This is a genomic window from Parendozoicomonas haliclonae (assembly GCF_900174585.1).
Taxonomy (GTDB): domain Bacteria; phylum Pseudomonadota; class Gammaproteobacteria; order Pseudomonadales; family Endozoicomonadaceae; genus Sansalvadorimonas; species Sansalvadorimonas haliclonae.
This window is the reverse complement of record NZ_FWPT01000001.1, coordinates 269557-295701: the sequence shown is the minus strand read 5'-3', so window position 1 is coordinate 295701 and position 26145 is coordinate 269557. Positions and strand designations below refer to the sequence as shown.

Genomic DNA, 26145 nt, shown 5'->3' with positions numbered 1-26145 from the left:
GGTTTTCTATCCTCTACCCTCTACCTTTTTTAAGGGTCTATTGGCTCAAATGACAAAAGTTCCGACAGTTTGAAAACCAACTTCTCCCTTCCTCTACCCTCTACCCGGTGTTTTTACGTCCCTGTAAAACTTCCCTTCTGCTTGCGAGTGCTGGCTGTTGGCATCCTTGGGTTCGTTACTCCCCAAGACGCCCTCCACACGCCACTGTGAAGCTCTGGTGTCACCGTGTATCCACGGCACTATGTTCGGTAGGTTTGAATCTGGGGGCTATATAGACTGCTTGTGAGTGCCCGTAGTTCTCTGTTCACCGTTCTTTGCCCTTCCCCCAAGAACCCCAAGAGACGCCCCACCGAGCGGAGCGAGTGAGCCGAAGGCGATACCTGACTTGAGTGCGCCAGCACGAAGATTCGAGCGTAGCGAGCCTAGCTTTCTTGGCTCTTTATTCTTTCTGCCTAGGCTTCCCGAGGTACGAGGGAGGCCCAGGCGGACAGAATAAAGGTGCTTGTGGGTACGTCTGGATTCGGTGGTTCTTGATGGGGAATGCGAAGATGCCAGTTCCCAGAAGAAAACGAGCAAAAGCCTCTCCCGTTTCCGAGAGAGGCTAACCCTTATGCTACGTTGTTGTATGCCGCCTGTTGCTTGGCTTTAAAACGCGCAAGCACATCCTTGGTTTTTCGGATGGAAGCCGCCCGAGCGTTGACTTCCTCTTCCAGCGCCATTAGACGCTTACGTTCCGCTTCCTGAAACGCGTCTTCCAGAGTGAGCAGCGGGTAGAACGCCGGAGCGTACTGCGGACCAGTGATCTTGAACCCAAAAGGCAGGAATCCACGGCGGCGGGTCGGATCAAAGGCGTAAGCGATCTTTTCCGCGTTCAGGTAGATGGCGTTTAGTTCTATATACAAAACTTGGATACTTGCCTCTACTATCTCCACGGTTGGGACGTATCCCTCTTCGCCCATTTCCGGTGCTGCGGCATACGGTTCCGCTTCCAGTTCACCGCGATTATCCATTGGGTCACTCTGGGAGTGGTTATACCCGCCAGCAGCCCGGTATTCCTTTGCCCGCTCCTCGTCACGTTGGTTCTGGATGCGGCGAGCAGCGATGTACTCCCGAGCCAGAGCTTTGTTCAGGTGGGAGCATACTGCGAGTACCTGCTTGGCGTGTTCGAGTTCGGCAACAGTACCGAATACCAGTTCAAACAGGTCATTCGGGTCTTCGTTCACGATGATGCGTGACCAGTCGCGGGCGAACTCTGCCGCCGCGCCCTGGGGGGCATCGTTATTGGCGAGACCTATCAAGGCTCTCTGGATCAGGAACGGCACGTACTTCACCGCTTGACTCTCGGTTTCCGCCTGATGCTGGCGAGCCTTAGCCTGAGCCTTTGTCTCATGCTGGAAATCCTCAATGCCCGCAGGCATCTCAGCGACCAGCTTCTTGTAGGTGTTCAGGGTGATGTCCTGATCGTCCAGCAAGCGTTTTGCTTCGGCACGGGTCTGAGCCTGTGCTTTAGCCTGAGCCAGAGTGAGCTTCTTAACAGTGACTTTCTTAGCCATGTTTCTATATCTCCATATCAAGGAAAGGTTGTTGTAAGAACACCATTGTCCTTACACAGAAAAAAATCCCTCTGTTCCATTGCGGGAACAGAGGGTTCTTGGTTAGGTGTACATCAGTGAGTACATGCGGATGGTCAGCTCAAGCTTCTCGTCGAAGCGAAACCGCTCCATCGCCAGCTTATATGGCAGGCGGCGGTTGCTGCCTTCACTGCGCCAGTCGGCAAAAGCAGCGTGTACCTTTTGCAGTGCCAGTTCCTGAATGTCAGACTCCATGCGGGAGAGCTGCTTCTCTACCGTGAGGTATCTGTTTTTCTGCCCCGCAGCGGACAACGCACGATCCAGATCAAATATACCTTCGCCAGTGGCAGGCAAAGCTCCAAGCTGCTCGCCATTACGGTCTTCGATCTGGAATCCAGTACCGCGATACTCTTCCTTACCCATTTCACAACTCCTGTGTGAGTTTCGTAGAACCGAATTGCCCTACACAGGAAAAAACCCCTCTGCTCAGAGAACAGAGGGGAAGGCGGCTCAAACGTCTATTACATCGTCCCCAATATCGAGAGTCAGGTCTGATTTCTCCTGCAATTCGAGGGATTTTCTAACCTCCATCAGCATCTCGATGGCCGCCTTTACGTGCTTCCGTGCCATATCGCTGATTTCGTTATCGAGGACGAAGTAAAGACTGGCGATACTGTCAGCAATACATTGGGACTCAAGGCTCATTGTCATATCTCCTATGTTGATGACACAGAAAAAAACCCCTCTGCTCAGAGAACAGAGGGGAAGGCCATTTAGATGCTGGCGAGGATGCGCTCGACGACCGCACCACAGTTATCTTCTCTAGGCGCGATTGCTGTCAGGATTCGGGCAGCGTCACGGATGCACTCAGGGCGTTCGCCTGCGTGGTCGATGGTGAGAGAAGTCAGTGTGTTGCGGTAAGAGAGGGTATCTTCGGCAACAGTCTCAGGCTCGGCGTTCACCAGAACAGCGAAGAAAATAGCCAGACCAAGGAAGTAACGGATCATTTCACATCTCCTGTGTGAGTTAGTTGTAGAAACCCAATGCCTCTACACAGGAAAAAACCCCTCTGTTCCGAAGAACAAAGGGGAGTGGTGCTTATTTGCGCTTGAGGTGCCAAGTGTTGTCGTCGATTTGCACAAACTCGGTGAACCCGTCAGCAGCCATTTCGTCGAAGATCGCGCAATCTCGAGGTATGTACGTCAGGCCGTTATGCTCAGAAGCCAGCTTGCCGATAGTTTCACGGAGCGTTCTGCATGTGATGTAGTTAGCACCGGCAGCTGCGTTCAGTTCGTAGTGGCTCGTCTTTGGCTCTTGCGCCTCGGCTTCATCGAACCACTTACCGAAAGTAAGAGCGATGATGGTCAGAGTCAGAGCCAGAGTTGCGAGGGTCTTTTCTACGTTGTCCATTGTTATCTCCTTCGTTAATTACAAAGGAAAAAACCCCTCTGTTCTAAAAACAGAAGGGCTTGCGATGCTTACAGGCTAAATGCCCAACACATCGCACTCTTAATAACATCACCGTGGCACGGTAATGGCTTGCAGAAACACCCAAGCCTCTTACCTTCCAGCGAGGTAAGATCGTGCCATGTGATACGTTCGGCTTTAATCTCTTGCCACAACCACACACGGTACTTGGCTATCACCTCTTCCCGCGTACCATCACGGCCTATTACAAATGGGTTGCCCCACTTAGAACCACGGCCTATATAAACGTCATACGGCTCATGCTTCTTATTCACCACTTCACACATACACACCTCCATCCAATAACACAGCACAAAACCCCTCTGTTCTAACCACACCAAACACACACAACTATCAAACAATAAGACCACTCGCGCAGGCACACTGCCTGGGGGATGCACGATGGGTAGCGCGAGTGCTGATGTTCCCGGTATGCAGTGAGTGGCAGGTGGTACTCGGTCTGGGTGCTTGGTTCTTTGTGCGGTGATAGGTGGTTCTATCTCGGTCTGCTTGTGAGTGCAGTGGTTGGTGTTCGTGGTTGGTGTTCCTCGGTGCTGGCTTGAGTGAGAGTGGCAGTGGGTTCTTGCTCGGTGTCGCTGGGTGCAGCGAATCCGGTACCTTTTTTGGGAACTAGGGGGGGGTAGGGGGTGGGGTGGCTCTCGGGTTGGGAGTCCCGTTTCCTTTTTACTCCCAAAATGACACTCAGAGACCCTGACCAATATCCGTTATCCAAAAATATTTTTCAGAAAATTTTTCTGCATGAATATAGGTACTCCCTATATTGCCCCGAAAACAGTATAATTATTGGTCATTATAGGCAGCACCTATATTCGAGGTTATGGGCGTACTGATTCCCGACGCTGAAATTGCCGAAATCCAATCACTTTACCCTTACCTGAAAGTGAAGCCGTTAACAGGCCAGCAGGAACAGTTGGTCATGTTCGTTATGCGCGGGTTATCTATCCCGGCAGCGGCGGAACAAGCTGGGTATCGCAGTGCGGAGAAGGCCAGACAGATAGTAAAGCGTGAGGACGTTCAGGCCATCATGTCCTATCTGCGTGAACGGCATTTTCAGGACACCCGTGTCACCCGTGATCTGCTCACGGGAATGCTGTTTGAAGCACACTCCAAGTCCGAGACCGCAACCGAAGAGGTTATGTGCATCAGGGAACTGGGGAAGATGCACGAAATCTACCCCGACTCGAAGCGTAATCTGGTTGAGACCAACACCAAAGGCGAAGTCACCAATATAAAGCAGGTTCGTCGTATGTCTGACGAAGAACTGCTGAAATTGGCGGGCGGTCAACTCTCCCTGAACCCCGAAGACGAGTTTAAGGACGTCGAGGGAGAAGTCATTGACGGATAACTTCGACAGCTTAGAGGCCGCCCGCCAGGAACTCGCAAAACGTGAGCTGGCTCGACGCCGCCTGATGCCATTTATCCAGAAGTTTAACCACTCATACGAGCCGGGTTGGGTTCACAAGGATATTTGTCAGCGGTTGGAGAAGTTTTCGGACGATGTTATTGCCCGGAAGTCCCCCCGACTCATGCTGTTTATGCCCCCACGCCACGGGAAATCGGAGATTGCCACCCGTAACTTCCCCGCTTGGCACATGGGACGCGCACCCCAGCACGAAATCATCGCATCGTCGTATTCTGGCGCACTGGCCATGAAGTTCAGCCGAAAAGCGCGTTCTATTGTCCGTGATCCTGAATTTTCGACCCTGTTCCCTGACACGAAAATCGACGAAACCAGTGCCTCGGCTGAAAACTGGCTGACGACTGAGGGCGGCGGGTATCTGGCAGCAGGTGTCGGCGGTGGTTTGACCGGTAACGGTGCTCACGTAGGCATTATTGATGACCCCGTTAAGAACCGGGAAGAAGCTGAGTCCGAGAATACCCAGCAGAACATTATTGATTGGTACACCTCCACGTTTTATACCCGTTTGGCTCCCGGTGGCGGCGTATTGGTGATATTGACCCGGTGGCACGATAACGATCTTGCTGGTTGGCTGCTCCGTGAAATGGAGAAAGGCGGGGATCAGTGGGAAGTGGTCGTTTATCCGGCTATCGCCACCAAAGACGAGAAGTTCCGTAAGAAAGGCGAACCCCTCCACCAAGCCCGTTACCCACTCGAAGCCCTACACGGCATTAAACGAGCGGTCGGTGCGCGTGACTGGCAGGCACTCTATCAGCAGAACCCGGTTAGTGAAGATGGTGATTTCTTCCAGAAGAAGGATTTTCGCTACTACCGCGCCGCCGAACTCCCCCCGCTTGACGAGCTGAGTACATACACGGCTTGGGATATGGCAATCGGTACTCAGGAAATGAACGACTACTCGGTAGGCGTCACTGTTGGTATTGATCGCCGGGAGCGTATCTGGGTACTCGATGTTGTACGTGGTCAGTGGGGTTCCCTCGATCTGGTAGAGCAGATTCTCGATACCTATGCCAAGTGGCGGTCGGATATGACCGGCATCGAAAAAGGTGTGATTGAAATGGCACTCGGGCCATTCCTTGAGACCCGCACCAAAGAGCGTGAAATGTGGGACTTCTCCTACACGAAGCTGGCCACCGGTAAACGTGACAAGGCTCTCCGCGCCCGACCGATGCAAGGCCGGATGCAGCAAGGGATGGTTTTCTTCCCCGAAGACGCTCCTTGGTTCCAAGACTTCCAGAACGAATTTCTCCGATTCCCGTCCGGTGTCCATGACGACCAAGTGGATGCACTGGCGTGGATCGGTCAGATGATGCAGATGTTCAACCCCGTTCCCGAGCCTCCGGTTGTGAAGCCTCCGAGCTGGAAAGACAAGTTGAGCAAATTCATCACCCACGGCGACAGCGATAACAACTGGAGAACGGCTTGAGTTTCAAAGTCACGAAAGAACACCTTGAAGAACTGATCCATGACGTTCGATACGAGCGGCACGGTGATACGACCACGACCGTCTGTTACCTGCACGTTGGTAACCCAGAGTCTCCGTTCGTGGTAACCGGTACGTCCGGCTGCATTTCAAAAGAGAATTTCTGTGAGCGTATGGGTAAGCAGATCGCTTACGCCAATGCGTTTGACGAACTGTGGAAGCTGGAAGGTTACCACCAGAAGCGTAGCCGGGGGATCGTATGACCTTCGGTGAAGCTATCGAGGCCATCAAACAGGGTAAGTCAGCCAAGCGTTCCGGTTGGAACGGCAAGGGCATGTTCATCTACTACGTACCGGGCGGCGACTACAAAACCCAGACCGAAGTAGCCCAGAACGTGTTCGGCGAAACAGCCCACTACCTGCCCTATATCGCATTCTGCACAGCCCAAGGTGACGTTGTTCCGTGGCTGGCATCGCAGACAGACATTCTCGCTACTGATTGGAGCATCGCTTAATGGTGAAAGGCGTTTCGAGCGATTTGCGCTCGGCAGTCGATCCGAACCCTTCCCGTGGGGTTAATCAATCCGCAGAAGAACGGACTATTGCTGATCGCCAATGGCAAATGTACACCCGCGCTCGGGACGCCGGTCACCTTGATTACATTGAACACGCCAAAAAGTGCGATGCGTTCTACCGGGGCGAACAATGGGAGCAGTCCGATCTGCAACGGTTACGCCGTTCCGGTCGTCCCGCACTGACCATCAACAAGATACTCAGTACGGTCAATACGCTGCTTGGCGAACAGTCAACACGGCGCATGGATATTCAGTACAAAGGCCGTACCGATGCGACACGGGAAAGCGCGTTCGCACTGACACAGCTCGCAATGGCGATATGTGACATCAACAAGTTCGACTGGTCGGAATCGGAAGTATTCGCTGACGGTGTGATCGAAGAACGTGGGTATTTCGACATCAGAATGGGGTTCACCCGGAACTTCCAGGGTGACGCTGAAATCACCGTGCTAGACCCTCGGGACGTAGTTCTCGACCCGGACGCAAAGACCTACGACCCGGAAGGCTGGAAAGAAGTATTCATTACCCGTTGGCTCTCCATTGATGAAATCGAAATGGAGTACGGCGAGGACAAAGCCAAGGAAGTTAAGGCGTATGTTGGGCTTGGTGATACGTATGGCCCCGACTCCATCCGGTACGACCTCGATAACAGTTTCGGGAACGGTCACGAAATCGGTGCGGCTACCGTAACGGATGCGGATATGCGCGATTTCATTACTGCGGTACGGGTTATCGAACGCCAGTGGCGTAAGAACGTAATGGTGTTCTCGCTTGTCGATCCAGAGACCGGGGAGTTTCGAGACCTGCCGATCGGCACGAAGAAGGAAGAAGCCGAAGCACTGGCGATGAAGTACCAGACTTTCATGCACCGCCGCCGTGTACGGAAAGTGCGTTGGACTGTCACCGCTGACCATGTGACTCTGCACGATGATTGGTCTCCCTATAAGAGCTTCACGGTTGTTCCGTATTTCCCTTATTTCAGAAGGGGCAGACCGACCGGGGTTGTGTCCAACCTGATTTCTCCGCAAGAGCAGCTTAACAAGGTTCGCTCTCAAATCCTGCACGTTATCAACACCACCGCTAACTCCGGCTGGAAGGTTCCGACCGGCTCCCTGGTCGGCATGACTGCGGACGAACTGGCGGTACGTGGTTCCGAGACCGGGCTGGTACTCGAATACAACGCCACCCGTGGCGAGCCTGAAAAGATCCAGCCTAATCAGATACCGAGCGGACTTGACCGGGTAGCACAAACTTGTGAGGTGGACGTTAAGGAAATCTCCGGTGTCTCGGACACGATGCTGGGTATGGAGAGTGCCGAGGTTTCCGGTGTCGCTCTGCAATCTAAGGAAGGTCGCGGTCAGGTACAGATGCAGATTGTCATGGACAACCTCGCACGTACCCGTGATCTGGTTGCCCGAAAACTGATGGAACTGATGCAGGCGTACTACACCAATACGCGCCGTATCACCATCGACAAGAAAGACGACATCGGCGGCATGGAACGCGAAGAAATGGTGATTAACGAACCGCAGTCTGATGGTTCTATCACCAATGACATCACGATCGGGGAATATGATGTAGCCATCAACACCCTGCCACCACGGGACACGTACAACGATACGCAGTTTGCCGAAGTCCTGAATATGCGTCAGGCCGGTGTACCGATCCCGGCGTATCACGTAGTCCGGTTCTCGCACCTGAAAGACAAAGACCAGATTGCCGAAGAACTCAAGTCTCTGGAAGGACTGTCCAAAGACCCAGCACAGCAACAGCTCATGCAGGCGCAGCAGCAAGTCGCGCTGGCAGCAGCACAGGCCGAAGTTGCCAAGTTGCAGGCCGAGGCTGACGAGATTAAGTCCAAGGCCACGCTCAACCGTGCGAAGACTGACGACCTCAACAGCACAAATGATGCTCGCTTGAATGAACTGGAAGGCCGCATTCAGATGAAGCGTGAAGAAATCGCGCTCCGTGAACGTCTCGCCCAGCTCCAAGCCGGTACGTCCCTGAACCAGACAATGATGTCCGGTCAGGCGCAGCTTGCCACGGCCTCGCTCCAAGCGGCTACCCAGAAGGAAGTCGCTAACCGCCAGGCGCGCAAAGAAACAAACCCAAAGACCAAGAAAAAAGGTGACAAGTAATGGCTGACGCTTTTGTTGAGGAACTGACCGAAGCAGCGGACAACGATATTTTTGCCGGTGCAGATCGTGACGATGACGATCTTGCAACCGCAGACCGTGGTGATGACATTGAGGTGCAGGATGCGAGCGAACCGCAGCAACAAGAAGAACAAGAGCCAGAAGCTCAAAGCACACCAGAAGAAGAAAGCCAGCCGGAGCCTGAACAGGAAGAAGAAACTCCTGAGCCGGAAGCCGATCCGGAGCCAGAACCGGAAGCCGAGCCAGAGCAGCCAGCAGGCAAGCACTTCATCCCGAAGTCACGCCTCGACCAAGAATCCCGCAAACGCCGTGCGCTCGAGCAGCAGGTTCGGGACTTACAAGCTCGCCTTTCTGCTGACAGCCCTGATACTGGCTCTGTTCCTACTGCCGACCCTAATCAGCTCGAGCTAGATTTTGGCGACACTGCCAAGGATATGTTCGACAAGGTTTTGGACGGTGATCTGGAAGACGCCACTGTGCTGTTCAACAAGGCACTAGGTCAGGCTGTTCAGACCGCCACCAAAACCGCTCAGGAGAAGACGCAGGGCGCGTTGAAGCAGGAAGACGCCATGCAACGCTTCCACAACCGCGTAGAAGAACTGGTGACCGAATATCCGATTCTCGACTCTACCAACCCCGATACTTTTGATAGTGATCTCTGTGATCGCGTTACTATTGTCCGTGATGGTTTTATCGCAAAAGGTTACGACCTCACTGACGCACTGGATGAAGCCATCAGCCTTGTACTCCCACAAGAAGCTGCCCCGGCTACCGAAAGTCCTGCCCCCGCGCCCAAGCCAGCCCCGAAGCCGGTTCAGGTCGAGAAAAACCTTCGTACCGCGAGGCAACAACCGCCACGCCTGAGCGAAGCCGGAGCCACTGTCGCCCAACATTCCAAGCCGAACATTTTTGAAATGGATGATGCGATGTTTGAGCGTGTCAGTGAGGACGACCTCGCCCGTATGCGTGGGGACTACGTTGACTAAAAGTTGTTCAGGTAGTGTCTGAATGTTAATATAGGCACTACCTATATTCGCTGTGGTGTCTTGCGATAAAGTCACCTCCGCCAGCCGGGACTCGGGCTGCAATTTTTCGTGCTCCTTCCGCGATAGCGAGGACGGTCAAGAGGAACCGCAAACCCTCGGATCATTTTCTCTATTGTGTGGAGCACGAATAACGTATGGGCGTACCAAGCGCACCGGGGTCTGACAACCTCACGAATTTTTCCCGCCTGACCAACGAGCAAAAAACTACGTGGTCACGCGATTTCTGGAAGATGGCTCGAAACCTGTCTTTCATGAATCAATTTGCTGGTCGCGGCTCGAACGCCATGATCCAGCGTGTTACCGACCTGACCAAATCCGAAAAAGGCACTCGCGCTGTCCTGACCTTGCTGGCGGATATGCAGTCTGACGGTATCGTCGGTGACAACATTCTGGAAGGCAACGAAGAAGGTCTGCGTTCCTACGACACGGTAATCAACATCGACCAGTTGCGTAACGCTAACCGACTGGAAGGCCGTGTTGCTGACCAAAAAAGCATTGTCACATTCCGTGAAAACAGCCGCGACCAGTTGGCCTACTGGTTCGCTGACCGTCTGGATCAGATGGCGTTTCTGGCACTGGCGGGTGTCGGTCTGGATAAGACCAACAAGGGCGCGGATCGTAAGGCTCTGCCGGACGGTAAAAAATGGACTGATTTGGAATGGGCGGCTGACATCAAAGCCCCTACCGCCAACCGTCACCTGCGTTGGTCTAAGACTGACGGTGATCTGGCAACAGGCGACACCTCTGCACTGACCGCAGCCGACACCATTACCTACAACTCTCTGGTATGGGCTAAGGCTCACGCTAAGGACGAGTATATCCGTGGTATCCGCAGCTCTGGCGGTGAAGAAGTCTTCCACGTATTCCTGTGCCCGAAAGCGATGGCTCGCTTGAAGCTCGACCCGGACTACATCGCCAACGTGCGTTCCGCCATGCCTCGCAGCGGTAAGAACCCACTGTTCGCCGGTACAACCTCCGTGATGGTTGATGGCCTGATTATCCATGAGTTCCGCCATGCGTTTAACACCGTTAACGCAGCCAGTGGTTCCAAGTGGGGTTCCGGTAACGTGGACGGCTGTCGTGTTTCCCTGTGTGGCGCACAGTCCCTCGGCTTCGCTGACATCGGCACGGCTGAGTGGAACGAGAAAGAGTTTGACTATGGGAACCAGAAAGGTATCTCCATCAGCAAAATCTTCGGCTTCCTGCGTCCGCAATTCCACAACGACCACACCGGTCAGGTGGAAGACTTCGGCGTACTCAACATCGACTACGCGCTGTAATAACAGCCTGGGCGGGGGCGCATTGCGCCCCTTTCCTGTAAGGAGAACAGATGCTTTTTGTATTCGATGAAGACACGGTAGTCCGGGGCGGTGATGGCATCCATGCTATCCGTTTTCAGGCCGGTGTAGCACGGGAAGTTCCCGAGCACATGCACCAGACCGTGATTCGTGAAGGCGGTAAGCCTGACGCGAAGAAGCCAGCTAAGAAGGCTGCACCGAAGAAAGATTGATGATAAGCACCGCAAGCGTACTGAGGCGAGCGAGACGCCAACTGCACGACCCATCAGCTACCCGGTGGTCAGATGACGACTTACTGGACTACCTGAACGAAGGTCAAAGGCAGACTGTCATATTCCGCCCGGAAGCCAATGCGGTGTTAATCAAACACGATCTGGTTGCCGGGGCGACCCAGCGACTACCCGACAACTGCCATGTATTGATCGACGTTCTGTACAACATCGAGAACGGCGAAGAAGGCCGATCCGTTACGGAAGTCACGCTTCCGAATCTGGATGCGAGTTTGCTCTCTTGGCGTTCTGAACCCCGTTCCGATCGCTCGGTACACTTCGCACGAAACGCCAATACGCCAGCCGTGTTCTACGTGTACCCGCCTAATACGGGGGCTGGAACGGTGATGCTTAGTGCCAGTGCGGAACCCGAACCGACGACACGGGATGGCAATCTCACGTTACGGAACGGATTTGAAAGTGCGTTGATGCACTTCGTTTGCTACCGCTGTCTTGAAGAGGATCGGGAGTCTGAGCCAAGCGCACAGCTCGCCTCTTACCACGAACAGCAATACATGAAGATGATAGGTGTGACACTGGCTCAACAGGAGGCGTAATGGAACTTGAAGAACTCCTGTACGAAGTTCGGACACAGCTACCGAACGCACCAGTACCACTTATCGCTCGGGTCATGCGTACCACGATAGACGACTTTTTCTGTCGTACCCACACGTACCGCCATACCAGCACAGATACGGTTGCCGGGAAGGTATCAAAGTACCGACTCCGTACACCCGAGGGCACACGCCCTTGCTTGTTGGTATCCGCCACACTGGATGGCAAACCGCTGGAACTGACCAGCCCCCGCAAGCTCGATCTTGAGAATCCCCGGTGGCGTGAACAAGAAGGCCGACCCCTTGAATGTTGGCTGGAACACGACACGCTCCATGTAACGCCCGTACCAGACAAGCTCTATGTGCAGGCACTCCACACCACTGTAGCTCTGACCATCACTCGCAATTCAACGTCGATTGATACCGCAGTAGCCGAAGAACATTTCAATGCGTTCGTGAACGGCACTCTGGGACGGTTGTTCGCTACAAAAGGTGTGGACTGGTTCGACCCTGCTTTGTCGCAGTCCTACGGGATGATGTATGAACAGGCCATCGAAACAGCACGTATCAGGGGTGACAAGAACGATACAGCGAAGCGGCGGGAAGCAGTGTATGGCGGCTATTAACATTCGATGGGCAGCACCGGACGATTGGGCACAGGTTAAAGAGCTATCGAAGAAGCTCCATTCAGAAGCCGCCTGGTACAACTCGCACCCGTTTGACGAAGACCACGCACACAAAGAATACCTCCGCCGCATAAACGGCGGTGATCGTTTTTCATTTGTCGTGGAGCTGGAAGGTCAGATTGTCGGGATCTTGGTCGGGTTCTTCTCCACCCTCCACACCTGCCCCCTTAAAATCGCTACGGAAGAGATCGTGTACGTCCTTCCTGAATACCGATCCATGAAGATCGGCTTTTTGCTGATCCGTGAAATGGAGAATTGGGCAGAGTTTAACGGTGCTGACGTTGCCAAGGTCGGGAACAGTACCGGTATCACTTCCTCACGTACCGCAGAACGCTATAAGGCGATGGGCTACCAGCCTTACTCGGACGTATTTCTAAAGGAGCTGCCAAATGAGCGGTAGTGACGCCCCCGAAGCCGAAGTATCGGAATCCTCAAAACAACAAGCTATCCAAGCCGCCGCCAAGTATGAAGAGTGGCGCGATGATGGATACAAACAGCTCGAACTTGATGCCCTTAACACCGCAGGGAAAGACACCTCCCGATACTTTGAAGGCCGTGCTGCTGCGGATATAGCAGGCGGGGCGCAAGGTGTTCCCCAACACATCATGCAGAGCACGGGCGGACAGGCTCTCGCTATGGATGCTGGCGGTCGCAATATCGCAGACGCTTTCTCCACGGCCTCTCAGGATGCACGAACCAATGCACAAAGTTTGCAGCTCCAACAGAAGCTCGAGGCAGCGGGTATCGGACAGAACGTAGCTCAACAGTCAGCCGGTGCATTGAACAGCATGGCGGCAACTTCTACGAACAACGCCCTACAAAAACTCTCCCGCGACACGATGGTTCACCAGTCAGAACAGGCCATCGCTCAGGGAGCAATCTCCGGGGCAAGTTCTGGCCTGATGATGCGAGCCGGTAACGCAGTGGGTAGTGATGGCAGCTTCGACATGAAGAAGTTCAAGGATGGTATGAGCTGGGAGCAAATGTCTGGGGCAATGAATATCAATCCGGGGGGTTAATCCGTTGGTAGAGAAACAAAACATCGAATCCCCCGGTGCAGCGGGGCTTAACTACACCCCTCCCGGCGGGACTGCGGGACTCCGTTCTTTGGCGGAAACAAACCCGGATAAAGTGCTGTCCCAAGTGCAGCAGGAAATGGACTCGTTCTATAACGACCATTACCGCCCGAATAACAAAGAAATCATTGCCAGCATCGGCAATGGAGCGATTCTGGATGCCGCCAGAGAGAACGCCGGTAACCAGTACGCTAAAACACTCGAGCAGAACGAGCGGAACCTTGCTCGATATGGCATGAGCCGCACCGCTTTCGATACAGAAATGGCGAAACATTCTGCTGCTGTCGGTGCGTCGAACGCCTCCCTGGGGGAAGTGAATCAGGCTCGTATCCAACAGTACGAGCGGGACAACCAGATTCGCCAGCAGATGATTAACCAAGGCCGTGATATGACCGGTCAGGCTATTAGTGGCCTGTCGTCTGCATCTAATAACTATGCGTCTGTCGAAAACGCTAACGCCCAATCCGCCGCCGCCGCCGAAGCCCAACAAAACCAAATGATGGCTCAGGGCGTAGCGACTGCGGCGATGATGGTCATGATGATGTGATGGGGGGAGTATGAGTCTTTTAGAAATTGCTGCCGGTATAGGCCATATCGCCCCGTCTGCTTTGCAGATGTATCAAGCGGGCATGAATACCTCCATGCAACGCGAGGAACTTGCGCTCGCCAAACGCGCCCAAGATGAAGCCGAGAAAACGGGCGAAGTCTCCCGCGCTTTCACCACATCACAAACCCAAACGATGGATTTCGAGCGTGAGCAAGCACAGAAGCGGCAGGCGGCGTTCAAACACAACACGATAAATAGTGCCTTCCACGATTGGGCAGACCAGAACCCCAACAAAGGGCGTGGGGCTTATTTGTCCGAAAACCCGGAATACCTCGACTACTACTCGAAGGGCATCAGCATGATTCCGGGGGTCAATGCTGCTCTCGACAAAGCTGGTATGTCTGATCCTAAGTTTGAGGTTGTCGGCGACCAATTAGTAATCACAGGCGTCAACAAAGAGGGCAAACGAGAACCGTTCGAGATTCAACACTCAGACGGTAAGAAGTCCGGGGTTATTGCGTCCATCAACCCGCAGAAGGCTATGGATGCTATCGGCGCACAATACGCCGAGTTTGGTGTCCGTAAGCTGGTCGCCCGGAAAGGTAAAACCGTCGAAACAACCCCGCAAGGTGAGGTTTGGTATCGAGACACCAAGACCGGGGAGTTGGTGTCAGAAGCCGAGAAAAACCAGATCGACGCCGAAGTTAATTCCGAACTTGGCTTGCAGGAAGGGTCTAACCCCATAGGAGATTCCAAAGACCAAAACGAGTCTCTGGCTACCGAAATGCTGTCGGCCACCAAGCTGGTAGACCAGCAGCGCAAAGAACAACAGATGCTCCGCGAGTCAAAAAGACAGGCACTTACCAAGATCGGCAAGACTCCTGAGAGCACTAATCAGCCGGGATATAACCCACATAAGCAGTTTGACACTCATATCGCTGCGGTACGTAAAGCGAGAGCCGAGGCCGAGGCAAACAGTCTCACAGGCAAGGCGAAAAAACAGGCCGCAGCCGCGCTAGACGACTTGCGAAACCTACCTGACACAATTAAGTCAGGCGTCGCTGACTATACCGATAAGGTGTCTGGGATATATGAGGAAGCAGGCGGTGGTTCCCGAGGCATCGGTGCAGCAACAAAGCAAGTTCTTGGTGACTATGGAGAGTTCTACAAGGACACAACTTTCGCTTTCCCTAAAGCGGTTAAAGAACACATTTACGACCCCGGCAAAAAAGAACTTTCTGAGTTTGTAGATGGTTGGAAAGGAAAACCCAAAGAGAAATACCCGAACGGTCGCCCGGACAACGTGAGAACTTTGGAAGAGGAACTTGCCGCGAACCCGAACCTCCGTCTCGAGAACCAGATGGGTAAGGGCGAAGGCTCCAACCCACCAAAGAACAGGTTCGATAAATTAACTGATCGTCAGGTTCAGCAGCTCGCTTATTCCGGCGCACTGTCAGGATACTCTGTGGGCGGTCGTCCGGGGCAAGCCCAGATTAACCCGCAACGAGCAGCCATGCGGGAAATGGAGTCCAACGCCCAAGGGCTGAACGCAGCACAGGCTAAACACGTTTCCGGTCTCCACTCTGGCGTTGATTACCATCAGCTTGAGGCGCAGAAAGTCGCCAATGATGCCGCCCGAGTCCAAGCGTCTTTGATGCAGGCACGTACAGCCAAAGCAAAAGCGTTGGCGGATATGACCCCCGACCAAAATAAAGCGTTTGAGGATGTCCGTACAGAGTTCACCAAGCGTATAAAAGACGAGTACCACGATGGTAAATATTTAGGCGTGCCGTTCAACTCCCCAGAGGACGCCGCCAATACCATTATGGACGTACTCACTCTGACCCCGGCTATGGCTAAATATTTTGGCGTTAGAGTCACACGTAACGACAACGGTCAAGTTCAGATCGACTACGACAGCCTCTATAAAGACAAGGCCACACTCCAACGCTTCTACAATCAGGCTATCCCGGTACTCAAACGCCACAACCCGAACCCCGGATGGTTTGAGGACGCCTACAACGTGCGCCAGGACAAAGACGCCTTTATCCGTGCAGTTGTCGCTACAGACAAGGCCGAGGCTCCACTGGCGCACATGAAGAAGACTAATCGGGAATATTACGACGAATTGCTTGGTGAGCTTGGTTCCGAAGCTCAAGTGCTTGGCTATATCGCACTCCAACAAAAACTATACGCTGATGGTAAGGGGCAGTAATGGACGACAGACTTAAAGCTATTTTCGACGCTGTAGATTCCCAGCAGCTCGAAACAGAAGCCATGCCCGAGTTTTACGATGCGGATACGACCTATAAGGATGGTACAGATCGGCGCGAACGAGAGCGTTGGAACGGGGTAAACGCTTCCGAGACTGACCAGACAGGCAGTGCGGAACAAACCGATGCAATGCGCGAGCTTACAGCCGAAGGCTACTCGTCCCGTGAACACCTCGGGCAAGGTAAGTACGGGCGTGATGTTGTTGCGTACAGGGACTCTAAAGGCCGGGATTACTCTATCCGCGCTATCCGTGAAGGGATCATGCGTCCGGCGTACACCAATAGCCGTGCCCACCATGACGCCCTCTACTCTAATGCCACGCAGTCCGCAGACGAGTTTGGGGATATAGAGCAGGCCAACGCCGAGGCTATGCGTAACGCGGGAAACCTCATGGAGTCCTACGAGGACAACATGAATCCCTACGCCTCCCGCCCCGGTTTTCAGAAGTCTTTCCGCCGTGGCACAGATAACATGCAGGCGGGTCTCTACGGCTTCGCCAACATCATGGGAAATATCTTCGGCTCTGAGGACATGGAGAGTTGGAGCCGCCGAGGTATTCACCGGAACATCACCGAAGCTGCCCGAAACCCTGCCACATTCAACAGCTTCGATGACGTAGATAATTGGGCTGAGTTTGGCAACTATGTGATTGAGGCTCTGGGAGAGAACGTACCGGGGCTTGCCGCCGATGCTGTTTCGTTACTTGGTGCTGGCGTAACCGGTGGCCTTTCCCTGTCTTCTATCGCTGGTCGCCGTGCTCTGGGTTCATTCGGTAAGGCTTACGCTCGCAGCTTCGGCACGAAAGGCATTACCAAGATGACCGGCAGTGAGGCTTTTAAGAAAGGCTTCACTCGATACGGTAAACCCGCAGCGTTCGGTTCCATGTACGCCCAGCTTGCCGGTGAGAACCAGACAAGTTTCATGCAGGACGGTATCGACGCACCGTTTACTGCGTTACTGGCTGCGATTCCCCAAGCCGCTCTCGAATACAAGTCCTTGGACGTTGCTCTGCGTGGTGCTGCCAAAGCACTGAATATGGACGTTAAAGGCTTCGACAATATTCTGGGTCAGGTGGCCAGCCGGATAGGTGTTTCTTCCCTGTCCGAAGGTACGACCGAAGCAGGCCAACAGCTTATCCAGAATGTTGCCGCCGCTATCCATGATGGCCGTGACCCCCTCTCTGATTCCGCCCTGGCTGAATATAAAGAGGCCGCGATTAAAGGTGGTCTGGTAGGTGGTGCAATTGCCACACCTTCTGAGGTTGTGAATCAGCTCGCAGACAACCACATGAAGAAGCTCCGGGCACAGACTGAAGCTGCGGCTAATGGTGACGATCCTACAGAGCCGACACGTAAGGAAAGCCCTACTGAGCAATTAGGTTTCGGCTTCGAGTCCCGGCAGGAAATGCTCGGCACCGACCAAATGGGTTTCGACTTTTCAGAGCCGAAACCTGAGCAGTCTAATCTCGACTTCGGCGACACTGGACACGGCGGCAAGCCCAACCATGAAATACAGCCCCAGATTCAGGGTAAGTTGGATTTCGATGCGCCGGACGACCTTAGCGACCTCCCCTTGTTCGCTGAGTCTGGTTCCCCAGCACAAGCGGCCGCGAATACCGAACACGAGCAAGACGAACAACTGCCCATGTTCGGCAGCCGTGGTGGTGTTATCAGAACCCCCGCTATTAACCGGGAAGAAGGTAGAAAACGCCGCGAGGCTGCGAAGGATAAAAAGGCACATGACGAGCTATTCTATGAACAGCCAAGCCTGACAGATGAATTTGTAGGGGCTGAACCTCAGACAGCTACGCCAGAACCAGACACACCTCACAAAAGCCAACAAAGCCTGTTCACCCCAACAGGCCGGGTGTCCAAAGCCGCCAAGCAGCCGACGACTGCGGAACCTGCCAAGGATATTAAAGCCCAGCTCCGGGCGTTGAAGTCCGGTAAAAAACCAGCTGTCTTCCTGTCCAAGAGCAACGCCAAAGAGACTAAAGACCTCAAGGCTAAAGGGTTCCTGACCCGTAAGACGCCGACCGGCACACTGGTTACCCGCCGACAGGAAGTTCTGGATCAGTACAAGAAAGACCTGAAAAAGTACGGCGAAGACGAAGCCAATAAACGTGCCCTTGGTTACCAGTTTTCCAAGCAGCAGGTTATGGAAGGCATGGAGCAAGGCGACCAGCCAGCGGTCGTTGTTGCCCAGCAGGACGGAGCCGTTATCCACGAAGAGGCCGTGCCAGCTTCACAGGCCGAGGCCGTAGCAGAACAGGTCGGTCTGAACTTTGCCGGTGCTGATGTTTCCATCACTACCCCGGAGCAGGTTCAGAAACGCCGGGAAGATATTCGTGCCGAGACCGACCCACGACTAAATAGCCCGACCTATCGAGACCATGTGGGTACGGTCGCCAGTGAAGCCAAACAGGAACACGCACCAAAACCAAAACCAAAGAAAGGCTCCAAGGGTGTCAGCGAAGACGACACTTTGCTCCAAGCTATCGGGAAGCTCGGCGGCATAGACCGGGATACGATGGAAAAGCCGGTTGCGGATAATATGCTCGCCCATGTTAAAGGCCAGTCTGGGTATAAGCCAGCAGGCTTCTACCACCGCCGTTCCGGTAGTGGATTGTCTATGGATGACATGGGACGCACCCTTGCTGAACATGGCTACTATGACAAGGACGGTTCCGAGTACGGGGCAAATAGTCTCGCTGACGCCATCATGGACGAAGCTAACGGGGAACCCCGCTACTCCCGTGCCAAGCAGAACTATTCCTATCTCGAGCAGGACGTTTCCAGCTACGTAGAGACCAACCCCAAGACTGCCGCTATTTTGGACGCCGCTCTCCGGGGTGTTATGCTCACGCCGGAGCAGCAGTCCGAGGTTGTCCGGGTACTGGATGCCATCGACGCTGACCCGGTGCTGGATACTTCTAACATCGAACCGTCTGATGTCCCTACTGTCTCTGCCGAACTTGGGGTAGACCTCGAGAACGAAGCTGCTCCTGTAGACTGGTCAGAAATTGAACGTGACATAGCCCTACTTGATGCGTTCGAGCACGAATTGGAGAACACTAATGAAGAAAGTCGATTCCAACCATTCGGAGAACCCCCAAGAGCGACCGAAGGGAAATCTGACTCGGGAACAACGCCTACAGGCCGCGATACTGTTCAGGAAACTCAGGGACGAAAGGAAAAGAAAGGCCAACAAACCTTAGATGGTGTTTTTGAACCTTCCGAGCAGCCGCAGTCTGAATCTACCCCGCAGACCCAAAAACCTGTAGTTGACGTAGACTCCCCGCAAAGTGATATGGTCGGCTTCTCCCATGACGCCCAGGGGGAATATAAGGCCAAAGACCACAAGGCCAATAAACTCCGCCCGTGGGTTGCCGAACAACAATCAAAACAGGATCAGCAGGACGCCCGGAAGAAGGCGTTAGCTAAGGCGGCTAAGAATGCAGAAAGAAATAACACTGAGTCCAAAGCAGTTGGAAGAGTACCAGAGGCTACTCAAGTCGGCGATAGTGCGTCAGGTACGTCCGCCGACTCTGGAGCAATTTCTGGAGTGGTGGGAGGAAACCGAAAAAGAAATTCGTCTCAAAAAGCAAAGAAGGCAGAAGTTGCTCGACAAAATAGGAATACCGAGGAACTTAAAGAAGATTACGGATACGAAGTAACTCTCGAGAATATACAGAACGCCGAGGAACTTCTTAGCTCTGGGGATACAGAAGTTACTAAACCCCTCGCGGATCGCGTAGCAACCCTAACCGGGTACTACGGCATCAACAAAAAAGATGCCCTCCGCTACGCTATCACTGAGCAGATTCTCACTAATTTACGGGAGGAATCCAACGAAGTCGAACTCATTGCGGACGCTGACGAGGAAGGTGTTCGCAGTGCTTGGAGCTTGGTCGAAGATGATGGTTTCCAGAACGCCCTCGATGATCCTGAACAGGTTCCCGATTACGACCAAGAGCTTAACCCGTATTTCAACCGCACCCTGTCACGGTACGCGACTAGCACTTACACCGACACCCTAGACTTCTACGAAGAATGGTTGGCGATGGTCAACCCTACGTGGGAGGCTTACCGCGAACCGACAGGCCGTGGCGGTAACAAGGATGAACTGGACGATAACGGCGAGCTGAAATACCCGGAGTTCCAGCTCAAGGTTCGCCGCCGCGAGTTCTCTAATCTACGAGAAGCCTTGAACTTTATCAGCGAACTTGACGAGTCCGGGGCGTTCCCTGACTCCGAGTTTTCTCCCGAGCGGGACGGTGACAAGTTCCATATTAAACATACACTCGTAGACGCCGCTGCCCGGAAGAACCCGATGGCCGACCAGCAGACGCTTCGATCCATATTCTATAAGTCGAAGAACAACGCCCGAGGTGCTATCAACACTACGGTTAGCGCGGAGAATGGTCGTCGGAAAACTCGCGGAGAGCCAGCACTCACCGAGTCCGACAAAGAAGACCTCAATATCAATAACGTCATCTGGTTTGACAGGGTTGACCCTAAAACCGGGGAACCTAAAGCTGGCGAACCTCCTGTACCACTTCATGCCCCCAGCTTGACGGAAGGGTATAGAAATATCACCCCAATGCCTGAAAAGACTCCACTTTTCGAGCGCAACATGCGGGGGTTCCTTTCAGCTATAACCGACCTGACCGATCGGGGGTTCTTGCCACGTAACTTACTGGACGATAAAGGCGAGCTTCGCGGCACTCTGGTTATGAACCCGACTAACCAGAAAGAGAATGCCTACACAGTCCGTAAGGCCAACCGTGAGTACCGGGATAGTAACCTTACAGATTACGACAAGCGTCAGAAAGAGCGACACCGTGAGCGTAAGCAGCTCCGCAATGTTTTGGATTCTGGAACGTCTGAACTTTCGACTCTGGCTGAACTCATGACTGAGTATCGCAGAGCTGCCCGCGAGAACCACGGTGAGCTGCCACCAATCGTTGCCGAGCAATACAAGGTTGTCCGTAAAGCTCTTGAACGCTTCTATGCGTTAAAGGAGACCAAAAAGAAAGGGGATCAGTACCTAGAGAACGCACGCGACCGCCAGATCGCTAAGGACGGGTCTTTCAAAGAGAAAGAGATAGCTGGCAACGAGGGCACTTCCGATCAGTATTTTAAGGATCACCTTAAAGCGGAGCAGAACCCCCGTGAGTTTGACGAGGTTACTCAATCCACCACTACAACACCTATTTCTGACGGTATTGGCAAGGCCGGTAAAAAAGAAATCGACGCCGTGGGTGGGCGCACCCCACAGGTTATCTCCGACCCCCGAGCCAGCAAGGAAACGGAAGACAAGCTAAACGAAACCCTCCGTAAGCGTTTCACCCCTACGGATCGTGATGCTGATATAGACCTCACCTCGAAGAAAGGTAAAGGCTATCTCGCTAAACTCCGCAGAGACGACCGGCAGGCCGCTGAGTCAAACGCTAAGTTCATAGCGGCACTGCAACGCCTGACAGAAGTCCCCGACTCGGACTCCCCGAGTGAGAAGGCACGTAAAGCTCGTAGAGCAAAGGCTGTCGGTAAGGCCATTGAAGCCCGTAGACGGGATGCCAAAAAGGTCGAAATGCAGAAGGCCAAAGGGGAGTCCATTCGTAGAGGCGAGACCCGTAAGAAGATAGCCAAGCTGCTCCCACAAGGCGAACAGCTACAGATGGATTTGAGCGTCAAAGGGTTCAAACCCAAGTATGACGCCAGCCAGAAGACTTTCGGGGAACACCTCGCGGATAAGCACGAAATAGCGAACCGTAAAGCCATACGCAAGGCGAAGATTGAGGAACAGCGTAAGGCTCGGGAGTACCATAAACAGGCGATGATCCAGACCCCACTCTTTGATGTGGTCGAAGATAAGCCGATCCCTGACGCGCCGAAACCGAAAAGCAAATCTGAGGCTGTAGCCAACTGGAACCCAGAAGGCCACGATAAGGATAGCTACAAAAAGAAAGACCGCCTCGAAGACCACGAACAGGAGTGGCTGGACAACGCGGGTACGGGAAAGAACCAAGAAAAACTCCGCCGCCACACGCCGGACGAATCAGTTGGTCGTGCCCGTAAATCCCGCGAGGGCGAAGAATCGAACCGTAAGAAATACCACCAGGATCGAGTAAAGCAGTCTGCTAATTTCCGTGGCCCACAGGGTCGGGAAGCCGACCAGAAATCCGATGCTGCAAAGCTACGCCAGAGAGCATGGTCAGCCCTCAAGGACATTTACGGCGGTAAAGATACCGACCAAGTGAAAGTCCTCGGCACGATTAGCAAGTTGGAAAAGGCACTCGCCCAGACGATCCTGAAAATCCTCAAGATGAAGACGAAAGTGGTCATCACTGACGATTGGGGTACTGTGTCTTCGATGTTCACAGCGGAGGGCGATAAGTCACGTACTCGCCCGGAGGCTCCCACTTCCCAAGGGCGGGTATTCCATGACGCTAATCGCGGCTTTACTGTTGTCTATCTCCGCCCCCGACTTGCAACCCGCCAAGGACGGGTAGACGATCGCCCTATCAACGTCTGGGCTGGGAACCGGGAGAATGCTCAATTTAGCAACCTTACGCACAGACCGTTTAGGTACAAAGGCAACAATTATTACTCTGTCGAACACGCATACCAGACTTTAAAATCTGGCCGTTTTGACCCCGAGGTTTATCGCAAGTATGCCCGCGAAACTCGCTCACCTATCAGGGGACAACACAGGGCGAAAACGGGTGGGGACTACAACCTCAAACTGATGGACGAACTTGTCCACGAGTCGTTCAAACAGAACCCGAACGCAGCCCGCGAGCTTGTCGGTACTGGCGATGCTACGTTTACCCACAACCGCCCGGACGGTAGGGATACTGGTGTGTGGGCAGAAAGGTTCCCCGAATCATTGACCAAGGCTCGTTCAGAGCTTGCGAAGGATAGCAGGTTCAACCCCGCCAAGACGGATGACGTTAAGGGCGCACTCAACCGTGCCCATATTCTCGCGCACGAATTAGCGCACGTTTACGTCAATGACTACCTACTAAACAACGTGAACCCCGCTCAGTTCCAGAAGCTCATGCGAGCTTACACAAAGGATCGGAACAGTGCTGGGGTTAAGCAGTGGAATAACGGGCGTACATTCAACCCACATACAAACAAGTGGTCGGATGATCCGTGGACTGATGACGCAGGTCGGGACGAATGGTTGGCGGATAAGGTTGCTGCCGAAGTAATCCACATGATTCGTACCGGTAAGCGTGGGGGGGACAAAGACAATGCCAAGGTGTTCAACGCTCTAAAGTCTCGCCTCTCCGCCATGTTTAAAGCGGTTGCAGACTTCATCCACCGCCGTTTCAAGCGTGACCAGACGGTTTCGGAGACGTTGGACGATCTGTTGGATTCTCACGCCGAGTACAAACCAGAGAGCACCCGCTTCGAGGCGGCATACTCGCAGACCACCCAGCAATTTGCGCAGTCCCCAATGGCTAAGGGGATCGCTGATATTGTCCGGGGCATGATGGCTCGCTTGAAGGCCGGTACTCTGTTCCACCCGAACGAGGGTCTTCTGGGTCGGATGACTACTGGTGACGGTCAGCTCCGCCACCTGAGTAAGAACCTCGCCGACTTGTTCTTTGTCGGTGCAGGTAAGGCCAAGACCTTCCGTGAGGGCTGGTTTAACCGCCGTGCCAAGGATCGGGGTATGTGGGAAGCCCAGATGCAGAAACTCCTGAACGAGTTTGGTGTTCAGGAACCTAACTCTCTGGACATCCTTAAAGCACTCAAGAAAGGTGAGACGCCGGAGCTGAAAAATGCTGCCCGGTTTAATGCTGCCTGGAAGGAATTGCAGGAGGCCGGGGAAGGTGCTGATCTTTCCAACGTGTCTGAGGACGCAAAAAAGATCCGCAAATTCCTTGATATGTTTTATGACAAATACGCCAAGCCAAACATGCCAACTTTGGGGCGTATCAAGAACTATATCCCGTACTACTACAAGGCTCCTGCCATCGAGTCGCGCCGAAAAGAGTTTATCGAAATCCTCAAGAACCACCGCTTCGGTTCAATCGAGGCAAACGAGCTGGCTAACAAGCTGATCGAAGGTGCTGGTTCCTTTGAGGAAAACTACGGCGATTTGGCAGAGACGACCAGCCCAAGTTTCACTCATAACCGTGAACGGATACTCCGTGACCCAGACCTTCACAAAGCCCTGCTCGATGCTGGTTTTGTCGTCGATAACGGGGCAGAGGTTCTGGCTCAGTATGTCCACGCGACTACAGGCCGGGGCAGTTTTGAGAACACGATGGGCGGTTTCCATCCATATGAAAACTGGCGTGAGACGAACGACCCGGAGAAGAACGTAAACAACCTACTCCACTACCTGTCTGTTAATACTGGCAAGCCGTTCGCCGGTAAGACGCTGGAAGAAAAGGTGGATTCTCTGGCCTCAAAGCTGGGGATTACCTTGCAGGGTTCGACCGCAGCCGAGAGAGTTAAAGACTTGGGCGTTAAGTCCGGCTGGGTTAAGTATGATCCCAAAGCCCCGGATGACCTGACTGTCTACTCCCCGAACGCCAAAATCAGGCACGAAATGGAGTCCCTGAGCGGCAACGACAGGGAGCGGGCACAGGCAATCGTGAAGGGTTACCTCGGTCGTTACCAGAAGGAAATGCCCACCAATGCTCGTAAGTGGCAGAGCCGGACAATGGCGTACATTTCCTACCTGACTCTGGCCTTCTCCACGGTCGCCAGTATTCCAGACTTCGGGGCGATTATGATCCGTGCCCGTACTGCTGGCGGCTGGCCTGCGGTCAAGGCCGTAACGAAAACGATCATGAGCTACAGCGATGCACGGGAACGGGCGCAGATGATGGGCTTCATCAATTCCCGTATGTCCCAAGCTGCATTGCAGGAGGCTTACGGTATCTCGTTCGCTGACCCGCTCGCCAAGAACAGTGCTGACCTGTTGTTCAAGATGAACGGTCAAGAGGCATACACCAACATGACCCGTATCATGGCGAACGCTGTTGGCGAGGCCGTACTGCGGAACAACCTTGACCGTATCAAGCACGGTACGGCGAAACAGAAGAAGATCGCACTGGAAGAGTTGGATTCCTTGGGCATCGACAAAGACACGCTGGATCGCTGGGTTAAAGGTGGCGCACCGGTATGGTCTCCAGAGAAGGACACGCCGCTTAATACGGATGCGAAACAGGTCAATGATGCACTGCATCAGTTTGTCGATGAAGCCGTACTTCGTCCCAACGCAGCACAGCGTCCGGTCTGGGCTAATAATCCTTGGTTCGGTCTGATCTGGCAGCTCAAATCGTTCAGCTATGCGTTTGGTAAGGTCATCACCGAGGGCATCTGGACGGAAATGAAGAAGCAGTACGCCCATGCTGACGGTGGCGCAGCCAAGAAGACCGCAGCCGCTACCCTCCCGCTGGCTTACTCATTGGCTGTCATGGCTCCCTTCGCCGCATTGACTCTGGCTCTCCGTGAGGCCATCACTAAAGAGGAAGAGGAAGAACGAGACGAATGGCAGTACATGGGGGAGCTTCTTTCTCGCTCCGGTATGCTGGGGCCACTCGACTTGGCTATGGGTACTCTGGGGCGTTGGGATCAGCAAGGCGTTGGTGCGCTGTCTCCGGGCTTCTCCAAAGCGGCGTCAATCTGGGAGGCTGACGGTATGGCGGAACACATGAATCAGATGATCCCTGTATTGTCCCAAATGCCGCGCTGGAAAGACGATGTAGAACGGGCGTTTCCTAAAGGTTAAAATA

General features: G+C 53.7%; 21 protein-coding genes. 15 read left to right on the top strand and 6 right to left on the bottom strand.

The window, feature by feature from the left end:
* Window positions 1-608: 608 nt before the first annotated feature.
* The 6 genes from EHSB41UT_RS01380 to EHSB41UT_RS25010 form a co-directional block, all read right to left on the bottom strand.
* Window positions 609-1553 carry a hypothetical protein gene (locus EHSB41UT_RS01380; protein WP_087106154.1) on the bottom strand — a complete coding sequence of 315 codons (945 nt, stop codon included), beginning with the start codon at window positions 1551-1553 and terminating at the stop codon, window positions 609-611.
* 102 nt (window positions 1554-1655) lie between these two features.
* The gene (locus EHSB41UT_RS01375) at window positions 1656-1994 is read right to left on the bottom strand and encodes a hypothetical protein (RefSeq protein WP_087106151.1); all 339 of its coding nucleotides are present in this window, start codon (window positions 1992-1994) and stop codon (window positions 1656-1658) included.
* Window positions 1995-2081: 87 nt separating this feature from the next.
* Window positions 2082-2276 carry a hypothetical protein gene (locus tag EHSB41UT_RS01370; RefSeq protein WP_133060346.1) on the bottom strand — a complete coding sequence of 65 codons (195 nt, stop codon included), beginning with the start codon at window positions 2274-2276 and terminating at the stop codon, window positions 2082-2084.
* A 68-nt stretch (window positions 2277-2344) separates the two neighbouring features.
* Window positions 2345-2578, bottom strand: a complete 234-nt coding sequence (locus EHSB41UT_RS01365; RefSeq protein ID WP_087106147.1) for a hypothetical protein — start codon at window positions 2576-2578, stop codon at window positions 2345-2347.
* Window positions 2579-2669: 91 nt separating this feature from the next.
* A complete protein-coding gene (locus tag EHSB41UT_RS01360; RefSeq protein ID WP_087106145.1) occupies window positions 2670-2981 on the bottom strand; it encodes a hypothetical protein in 312 nt (103 codons plus the stop codon).
* A 68-nt stretch (window positions 2982-3049) separates the two neighbouring features.
* Entirely contained in the window at window positions 3050-3325 is a 276-nt protein-coding gene (locus tag EHSB41UT_RS25010) for a DUF4326 domain-containing protein (protein ID WP_087106869.1), read from the bottom strand.
* 551 nt (window positions 3326-3876) lie between these two features.
* Here EHSB41UT_RS25010 and EHSB41UT_RS01350 point away from each other — a divergent pair.
* The 15 genes from EHSB41UT_RS01350 (at window position 3877) to EHSB41UT_RS01280 (ending at window position 26141) form a co-directional block, all read left to right on the top strand.
* Complete coding sequence (locus EHSB41UT_RS01350; protein ID WP_087106143.1) at window positions 3877-4404, top strand: hypothetical protein; 528 nt, start codon at window positions 3877-3879, stop codon at window positions 4402-4404.
* Window positions 4394-5905 (top strand): phage terminase large subunit, encoded by a 1512-nt coding sequence (gene terL / locus EHSB41UT_RS01345; RefSeq protein ID WP_087106141.1) that lies wholly within the window; start codon window positions 4394-4396, stop codon window positions 5903-5905. The genes EHSB41UT_RS01350 and terL overlap by 11 nt, the downstream gene beginning before the upstream one ends.
* Window positions 5902-6165: a Gp49 family protein gene (locus EHSB41UT_RS01340; RefSeq protein ID WP_087106139.1), complete on the top strand. Its 264-nt coding sequence runs from the start codon at window positions 5902-5904 to the stop codon at window positions 6163-6165. The genes terL and EHSB41UT_RS01340 overlap by 4 nt, the downstream gene beginning before the upstream one ends.
* Entirely contained in the window at window positions 6162-6416 is a 255-nt protein-coding gene (locus tag EHSB41UT_RS01335; RefSeq protein WP_087106137.1) for a DUF2829 domain-containing protein, read from the top strand. Before EHSB41UT_RS01340 ends, EHSB41UT_RS01335 begins: the two co-directional genes overlap by 4 nt.
* Window positions 6417-6439: 23 nt before the next feature.
* Window positions 6440-8614 (top strand): portal protein, encoded by a 2175-nt coding sequence (locus EHSB41UT_RS01330; RefSeq protein ID WP_133060345.1) that lies wholly within the window; start codon window positions 6440-6442, stop codon window positions 8612-8614.
* Window positions 8614-9618 carry a hypothetical protein gene (locus EHSB41UT_RS24575; protein WP_087106132.1) on the top strand — a complete coding sequence of 335 codons (1005 nt, stop codon included), beginning with the start codon at window positions 8614-8616 and terminating at the stop codon, window positions 9616-9618. Before EHSB41UT_RS01330 ends, EHSB41UT_RS24575 begins: the two co-directional genes overlap by 1 nt.
* 194 nt (window positions 9619-9812) lie before the next feature.
* Window positions 9813-10958: a N4-gp56 family major capsid protein gene (locus tag EHSB41UT_RS01320; RefSeq protein ID WP_087106130.1), complete on the top strand. Its 1146-nt coding sequence runs from the start codon at window positions 9813-9815 to the stop codon at window positions 10956-10958.
* A gap of 50 nt (window positions 10959-11008) precedes the next feature.
* On the top strand, window positions 11009-11188 hold the full coding sequence (locus tag EHSB41UT_RS01315; RefSeq protein WP_087106128.1) for a hypothetical protein: 180 nt from the start codon (window positions 11009-11011) through the stop codon (window positions 11186-11188).
* Window positions 11188-11802 (top strand): phage adaptor protein, encoded by a 615-nt coding sequence (locus EHSB41UT_RS01310; protein WP_087106126.1) that lies wholly within the window; start codon window positions 11188-11190, stop codon window positions 11800-11802. The genes EHSB41UT_RS01315 and EHSB41UT_RS01310 overlap by 1 nt, the downstream gene beginning before the upstream one ends.
* Window positions 11802-12425, top strand: a complete 624-nt coding sequence (locus tag EHSB41UT_RS24415) for a phage adaptor protein (RefSeq protein WP_462938303.1) — start codon at window positions 11802-11804, stop codon at window positions 12423-12425. The genes EHSB41UT_RS01310 and EHSB41UT_RS24415 overlap by 1 nt, the downstream gene beginning before the upstream one ends.
* The gene (locus EHSB41UT_RS01300) at window positions 12412-12885 is read left to right on the top strand and encodes a GNAT family N-acetyltransferase (RefSeq protein WP_165767115.1); all 474 of its coding nucleotides are present in this window, start codon (window positions 12412-12414) and stop codon (window positions 12883-12885) included. Before EHSB41UT_RS24415 ends, EHSB41UT_RS01300 begins: the two co-directional genes overlap by 14 nt.
* Window positions 12875-13504, top strand: coding sequence for a hypothetical protein (locus tag EHSB41UT_RS01295; protein WP_087106120.1), 630 nt, complete (start codon window positions 12875-12877; stop codon window positions 13502-13504). Before EHSB41UT_RS01300 ends, EHSB41UT_RS01295 begins: the two co-directional genes overlap by 11 nt.
* 88 nt (window positions 13505-13592) lie before the next feature.
* Window positions 13593-14108: a hypothetical protein gene (locus tag EHSB41UT_RS01290; protein WP_133060343.1), complete on the top strand. Its 516-nt coding sequence runs from the start codon at window positions 13593-13595 to the stop codon at window positions 14106-14108.
* Window positions 14109-14118: 10 nt separating this feature from the next.
* Window positions 14119-16323, top strand: a complete 2205-nt coding sequence (locus EHSB41UT_RS01285; RefSeq protein ID WP_087106116.1) for a hypothetical protein — start codon at window positions 14119-14121, stop codon at window positions 16321-16323.
* On the top strand, window positions 16323-26141 hold the full coding sequence (locus tag EHSB41UT_RS01280; RefSeq protein WP_087106114.1) for an NADAR family protein: 9819 nt from the start codon (window positions 16323-16325) through the stop codon (window positions 26139-26141). Before EHSB41UT_RS01285 ends, EHSB41UT_RS01280 begins: the two co-directional genes overlap by 1 nt.
* Window positions 26142-26145: the final 4 nt, after the last annotated feature.

Coding starts and splice junctions, on each gene's coding strand:
- EHSB41UT_RS01380 (WP_087106154.1), bottom strand. CDS start 1,553: ATGGCTAAGAAAGTCACTGTTAAGAAGCTCACTCTGGCTCAGGCTAAA.
- EHSB41UT_RS01375 (WP_087106151.1), bottom strand. CDS start 1,994: ATGGGTAAGGAAGAGTATCGCGGTACTGGATTCCAGATCGAAGACCGT.
- EHSB41UT_RS01370 (WP_133060346.1), bottom strand. CDS start 2,276: ATGAGCCTTGAGTCCCAATGTATTGCTGACAGTATCGCCAGTCTTTAC.
- EHSB41UT_RS01365 (WP_087106147.1), bottom strand. CDS start 2,578: ATGATCCGTTACTTCCTTGGTCTGGCTATTTTCTTCGCTGTTCTGGTG.
- EHSB41UT_RS01360 (WP_087106145.1), bottom strand. CDS start 2,981: ATGGACAACGTAGAAAAGACCCTCGCAACTCTGGCTCTGACTCTGACC.
- EHSB41UT_RS25010 (WP_087106869.1), bottom strand. CDS start 3,325: ATGTGTGAAGTGGTGAATAAGAAGCATGAGCCGTATGACGTTTATATA.
- EHSB41UT_RS01350 (WP_087106143.1), top strand. CDS start 3,877: ATGGGCGTACTGATTCCCGACGCTGAAATTGCCGAAATCCAATCACTT.
- EHSB41UT_RS01335 (WP_087106137.1), top strand. CDS start 6,162: ATGACCTTCGGTGAAGCTATCGAGGCCATCAAACAGGGTAAGTCAGCC.
- EHSB41UT_RS24575 (WP_087106132.1), top strand. CDS start 8,614: ATGGCTGACGCTTTTGTTGAGGAACTGACCGAAGCAGCGGACAACGAT.
- EHSB41UT_RS01320 (WP_087106130.1), top strand. CDS start 9,813: ATGGGCGTACCAAGCGCACCGGGGTCTGACAACCTCACGAATTTTTCC.
- EHSB41UT_RS01315 (WP_087106128.1), top strand. CDS start 11,009: ATGCTTTTTGTATTCGATGAAGACACGGTAGTCCGGGGCGGTGATGGC.
- EHSB41UT_RS01310 (WP_087106126.1), top strand. CDS start 11,188: ATGATAAGCACCGCAAGCGTACTGAGGCGAGCGAGACGCCAACTGCAC.
- EHSB41UT_RS24415 (WP_462938303.1), top strand. CDS start 11,802: ATGGAACTTGAAGAACTCCTGTACGAAGTTCGGACACAGCTACCGAAC.
- EHSB41UT_RS01300 (WP_165767115.1), top strand. CDS start 12,412: ATGGCGGCTATTAACATTCGATGGGCAGCACCGGACGATTGGGCACAG.
- EHSB41UT_RS01295 (WP_087106120.1), top strand. CDS start 12,875: ATGAGCGGTAGTGACGCCCCCGAAGCCGAAGTATCGGAATCCTCAAAA.
- EHSB41UT_RS01285 (WP_087106116.1), top strand. CDS start 14,119: ATGAGTCTTTTAGAAATTGCTGCCGGTATAGGCCATATCGCCCCGTCT.
- EHSB41UT_RS01280 (WP_087106114.1), top strand. CDS start 16,323: ATGGACGACAGACTTAAAGCTATTTTCGACGCTGTAGATTCCCAGCAG.